This window comes from Myroides indicus (genome assembly GCF_004364575.1).
In the GTDB taxonomy this organism is placed as follows: domain Bacteria; phylum Bacteroidota; class Bacteroidia; order Flavobacteriales; family Flavobacteriaceae; genus Flavobacterium; species Flavobacterium indicum_A.
In genome coordinates, this window is sequence record NZ_SOAG01000056.1 from 1 (window position 1) to 5,412 (window position 5,412).

Sequence of the window (5,412 nt, forward strand, 5' to 3'; positions counted from 1 at the left end):
TTGTGCATTGAATTGTTTGTGTGGTAACTGCAATTTACTGTTTTTTAGTAAATTGCACAACTTTTATTCAATACTTATACAAATGCACCACGGGTTATATTTAATATTTGCATAGTTATTAAAACAAAAGACCTATTTCCAGATGATTTTCTCAAACAGTTTAAAACTAGAGATGAACTTCAAAATTTCCTAAAAGACTTGTAAAAGCGAGGAATTAAATTAAAAAATGCTAAATGGTGATTTAGATGCTCACCTGGATTACGATAAGCATGATTGACGAAAGGAAGAAAACATGCGTAATGGTTATTCTACCAAAAAGATAAAGACCAATTACGGAGAAGAAGAAATAAAGATTCCCATAGATTGCGATACTAGTTTTAACCCAATGATTATTTCCAAGCGAAAAAGTATGGTAGAGGGCTTAGAAAACGTTATAGTCTCGCTTTATGTCAAAGGTATGTCCGTTTCTGATATTGAAGAACAAATCAGAGAAGTATACAATTTTGACGTTTCTCAATCGACTATTTCTCGTATAACTGACGCTATTACTATCTGATATTTTAGCTTGGCAAAATCGCCCATCAGAACCTGTTTATTTAATCAGTATTATTTAAAGTTAGAGAAGGGTCTAAAGTTATTAAAAAAACATTTACATCGCAATCGGACTACAACGAGATGGGCGCAAAGAAGTTTTGGGTCTATGATTAGGTTAAAATGAATCATCTTCCTTTTGGATGAGTGTTTTAACCGATATGAAAGCCAGAGAAATCGAAAATATTTTAATTACAGCAACCAATAACTTAAACGATTTTACCGATACCATAAGCACTGTTTTTCCTGAATCTAAAACACAAATCTGTGTTGTACATCAAATAAGAAAAGCTTGTAAATACGTTGTACCGAAGGACAAAAGCAATTTTCTACAGATATGAAAGAGATTTACAATACTCCAACTAAACAAGCGGCTGAAGCTATTCTAAACGACTTTGCTGCTAAGTAGAAATATAAATATTTCTATGCAATCCAAAGTTGGAGAAACAATTATCTCATGTAATTATCCTTTTTATTGGAATTCGATGAATCTTCGATCTGGAAGGATCTTACTGTATTCTTTGAATTACTCGTAGATACTAGGAAAATCATCTACACAACCAATTTATTGGATACCTAAATGATAAAATCAAGAAATATACCAAGAAGAAATTATCCTTCCCTAAAGATGAAACTGTGATGAAATCCGTATATTTAGCTGTAAGAGAAGCAACTAAAAAATGGTTAATGCCTGTGAGAAACTAGGGGAGGGATTATCGATCAATTCTTAATCCTATATTAAAATAAGATTAATCTTTAATTGAATACCTAACCCAAGCTTTATTTTTGAACTAATACACTTTTAAGAAACAGCATTTAAACTAATTATAATCCAAGTAAAATCAAATCCAAAATCTTTTTCTTTCTTAAATTTCATTGCTTATAGATATCTATCCACAAAAAAGAAAGCTCATTGCTTTTATTAACAATGAGCTTATTTATTATTGAATTAAAAATTTTAAAACAAATAGCTGTTCAGCTATTTACCTTTTTCCATTCTTTCTTTTAACTCTGCAAGAGCATCAATATCTCCTAAAGTAGTTTTCTCAGCAGTATTTGATGTAATTTCAGCAGCTTTCACATTTTTTTCTTCCTCTTCACGGAAAATTGAAGTATGGGAAGCAACTATTCTTTTGAACTCTTTATTGAACTCAATAATTTTAAATTCGGCAGTTTCTCCTTTTTTCAATTTTTTGCCATCTTCTTTTTCCAAGTGACGAGTTGGAATAAAGGCAACTACATCTTCTTCAAACACAACAGTTGCACCTTTGTCAACCAATTCAGAGATCTCTCCTGAATGAACAGTTCCAACAGCGTATGCTTCCTCGTATTTGTCCCAAGGATTAGCAGTTGTTTGTTTGTGCCCCAAAGATAGTTTGCGTCCTTCTACATCTAACTCTAAAACAACAACGTCCAATTTATCTCCAACGTTAACAAATTCTGATGGATGTTTTATTTTCTTAGTCCAAGACAAATCAGAAATATAAATCAATCCGTCAATTCCTTCTTCTAATTCAACAAATACACCAAAGTTTGTAAAGTTGCGAACGATACCAACATGCTTAGACCCTACTGGATATTTAGCCGTAATATCGGTCCAAGGATCTTGTGTTAATTGTTTGATACCTAAAGACATTTTTCTTTCTTCTCTATCAAGAGTCAAGATTACTGCTTCTACTTCATCTCCTACTTTCACAAAATCTTGAGCCGATCTCAAGTGCGTAGACCAAGACATTTCAGAAACATGGATTAAACCTTCAACACCTTCAGCAACTTCAATAAAAGCACCATAATCAGCTAAAACAACAACTTTACCTTTAACTTTATCACCAACGTTTAAGTTAGCATCTAAAGCATCCCATGGATGAGCATATAATTGTTTTAAACCTAATTGAATTCTTGTTTTTTCGTCATCAAAATCTAATATTACAACGTTCAATTTTTGGTCTAATTCCAATACCTCACTTGGATGGTTAATTCTTGACCAAGATAAATCAGTGATGTGAATTAATCCATCAACACCTCCTAAGTCAATAAATACACCGTAAGAAGTAATGTTTTTAACAATACCTTCCAATACTTGACCTTTTTCTAACTGACCGATGATTTCTTTTTTCTGAACTTCGATATCAGCTTCGATAAGTGCTTTGTGAGATACTACAACGTTTTTGAATTCGTGATTGATTTTAACAACTTTGAATTCCATTGTTTTATTCACATATTGATCGTAATCGCGGATTGGTTTAACGTCAATCTGAGAACCCGGCAAAAACGCCTCGATTCCGAATACGTCAACAATCATACCGCCTTTAGTTCTGCATTTAACAAATCCATTAACGATTTCTCCAGATTCGTGAGCAGCGATAACTCTATCCCAAGCTTTGATTGTACGAGCTTTGCGGTGAGATAATACTAATTGACCGTATTTATCTTCTCTTACGTCGATCAATACTTCTACTTTATCTCCTACTTTTAAGTTTGGATTGTAACGGAATTCGTTTAAAGAAATAACACCTTCTGATTTTGCGTTGATATCCACAATCGCATCTCTGTCAGTGATTCTTACTACAACTCCTTCAACAACTTCTTCATCATCTGTAGAGATAAACGTTTTGTCTACTAAACTTTCAAATTCTTTTAATTGAGAATCGTCAACGGCATCAATTCCGTTTTCGTAGCTATCCCAGTTAAATTCTTTTAAAAAATCTTCTTGTGTTTTTGTAACTTCAGACATTGCTGATAATAAAATTTGTATTTTGTTCTATATAAGTTTCTGTATCAGTTATAAACAAACAAAAGATGTTTAACATTATAATTTAAATGCTCCGGCGAAACTATACTGATACCAAAAGCGGTGCAAAGGTACGCTATTTTTTTATTTCACAAATAAAATATTCTTTTTATTTTACTAATTTTCTCTTTTTAAACCTTTTGCAAGTTCTCAATTGCAAAACAATGATCTTTGAAACGCATCCAAGACCATTGTTTAGTATAATGTATGAAAAATTTAATTTTTTAATTACTCATTAGCTGCTTTCTAATTCTAGCCATTCGAGACGGTTTTTTAAATGATTTAAACAATTTAGAGTCTTTATAAAGATTCCAGTTCATCAACAACACACTTATTAAAATCACAATTAAACCGCCTATTTGCAAACTGGTAATGATATCGTCTGTAAAAAAATAACTCAACCCCACCGCTACTAACGGATTTACGTAAGCATATGTACTCACTTCTGTAACCGGACGAATCTGAATAAGCCAAATATAAGAACCAAAAGCTAAAATAGATCCAAAAGTGATTAAGTACCCTAACGAAAACCATCCGCCAACCGAAATTTCTCTGACGTCAAAAGAGGCGTATTCTCCGTTCAACAAGGCTACAAGGGTAAACATGGCTCCGGCTGTAATCATCTGCCAGGCCGTTTTTACCATAACGTGCAAATCTTCTTTCTTTTCCCCCTCTCTTTCTTCTTTCTTTTGACTGTATTTTGAGTAAAGCGAACCTACTGTCCAAGCGATAGAACCCAAAACCAAAAGTCCCATACAGAATAAGTTTAACAATCGCTGAGAAGCGTCTCCGGCAATATTAATCTGTTCTGCAAAAAGCATAATTACTCCTGCAAATCCCATCAATAATCCCAAAACTATTGGCGCACTAGAAAAATTAGTTTTCCACTGTGACTTATCTAAAATAATAAACCACAATGCGGCGGCAGCTGCCATAATTGCAGCAATACCACTGGATACGTGTTGTTCTGCCCATATCAAGGCGCCCATATCAACAAACAACAATAAAAAACCTACAATAGCCGCTTGTTTTACTGCTCTTTTATGAAACAATCTATATCCTTTCATCTTACAATAAGTAAACAAAATCATACTCGCTACAAAAAAACGCAGTGATCCTAAGACAAAAGGAGTAAAATCGCTTAATGCTTTGTGAATAAAAAAGAAAGTAGAACCCCATACAAAATAAATAACTGCATAAGCAGCAATAATTGCTCCTTTGCTTGTGTTATTAGTTACATTTGCCATATAATTACTCAATTTTTTCAGGTATAATTAAACTATTGTCTTCTTTTACTGTTTGTAATACTATAATCGTACGCGTAGAAATAATCCCTTGAATCCTCGAAAGTGAATTTCTCATCAAATCTACTAATGCCAGCGAATCTGATGTTCTTACTTTTATAAGATAACCATCATCACCGGCGATATCGTGTACTTCCAAAACCTCAGGAATTTCAGCCAAAAGTCTTCCGGTTTTTTCATCGCCGATAATCTCATCTACTTTTATAAAAATAAACGAAAGCATTTTTTGATTAATAGCTTTAGGATTGATACGAGTGCTGTAAGCAATAATAGCTTCTTTTTGTTCCAGTTTTTTGACTCTTTCCAAAACCGCAGAAGGTGCCATGCCAAGCTCACGTGCTATCTCAGAATTATTGATACGCGCATTATTTTGCATCATTCCCAGAATCTTCAAATCAATTTCATCCAGTTTGTATTCCATCGCTATTAGTTTTACGTTGCAAAGATATATAAAAAGAACATTATTCTGTTATTAACAATTAAAAAAGAATTTTATTCTACAGTTAAATGTTTCTAAAGAAAATAATTCCTCCTAAATAGAAAATACATTTTCAATCCACTATGTATAAATTATCTGAGATATAACGTAAACTATTCAATATTCCTCCAACAAAAAATCCCCTTCACATTAATGTGAAGGGGATTTTCAAAAGAAGGGCAGCGACATACTCTCCCACCTTGCGGCAGTACCATCTGCGCTGGCGGGCTTAACTGCTCTGTTCGAAA

3 protein-coding genes and 1 pseudogene are annotated in these 5,412 nt (G+C 33.2%); 1 reads left to right on the forward strand and 3 read right to left on the reverse strand.

Going from position 1 to position 5,412, the window contains the following annotated elements; all coding sequences use genetic code 11:
* Positions 1-117: 117 nt before the first annotated feature.
* Positions 118-1,333 (forward strand): annotated as a pseudogene (locus C8P70_RS13440) (IS256 family transposase).
* A gap of 237 nt (positions 1,334-1,570) precedes the next feature.
* Here C8P70_RS13440 and rpsA read toward each other — a convergent pair.
* The 3 genes from rpsA to C8P70_RS13455 all read right to left on the reverse strand — a co-directional run bounded on the left by rpsA (position 1,571) and on the right by C8P70_RS13455 (position 5,107).
* The gene (gene rpsA / locus C8P70_RS13445; protein WP_133713822.1) at positions 1,571-3,325 is read right to left on the reverse strand and encodes a 30S ribosomal protein S1; all 1,755 of its coding nucleotides are present in this window, start codon (positions 3,323-3,325) and stop codon (positions 1,571-1,573) included.
* A 281-nt stretch (positions 3,326-3,606) separates the two neighbouring features.
* Entirely contained in the window at positions 3,607-4,629 is a 1,023-nt protein-coding gene (locus C8P70_RS13450) for an EamA family transporter (protein ID WP_133713823.1), read from the reverse strand.
* Between the two features lie 4 nt (positions 4,630-4,633).
* Positions 4,634-5,107: an Lrp/AsnC family transcriptional regulator gene (locus C8P70_RS13455; protein ID WP_133713824.1), complete on the reverse strand. Its 474-nt coding sequence runs from the start codon at positions 5,105-5,107 to the stop codon at positions 4,634-4,636.
* Positions 5,108-5,412 lie beyond the last annotated feature (305 nt).

Bases quoted from the DNA above. Each gene is read 5' to 3' on its own strand.
- C8P70_RS13450 (WP_133713823.1), bottom strand. From the start codon at position 4,629: ATGGCAAATGTAACTAATAACACAAGCAAAGGAGCAATTATTGCTGCT.
- C8P70_RS13455 (WP_133713824.1), bottom strand. From the start codon at position 5,107: ATGGAATACAAACTGGATGAAATTGATTTGAAGATTCTGGGAATGATG.
- rpsA (WP_133713822.1), bottom strand. From the start codon at position 3,325: ATGTCTGAAGTTACAAAAACACAAGAAGATTTTTTAAAAGAATTTAAC.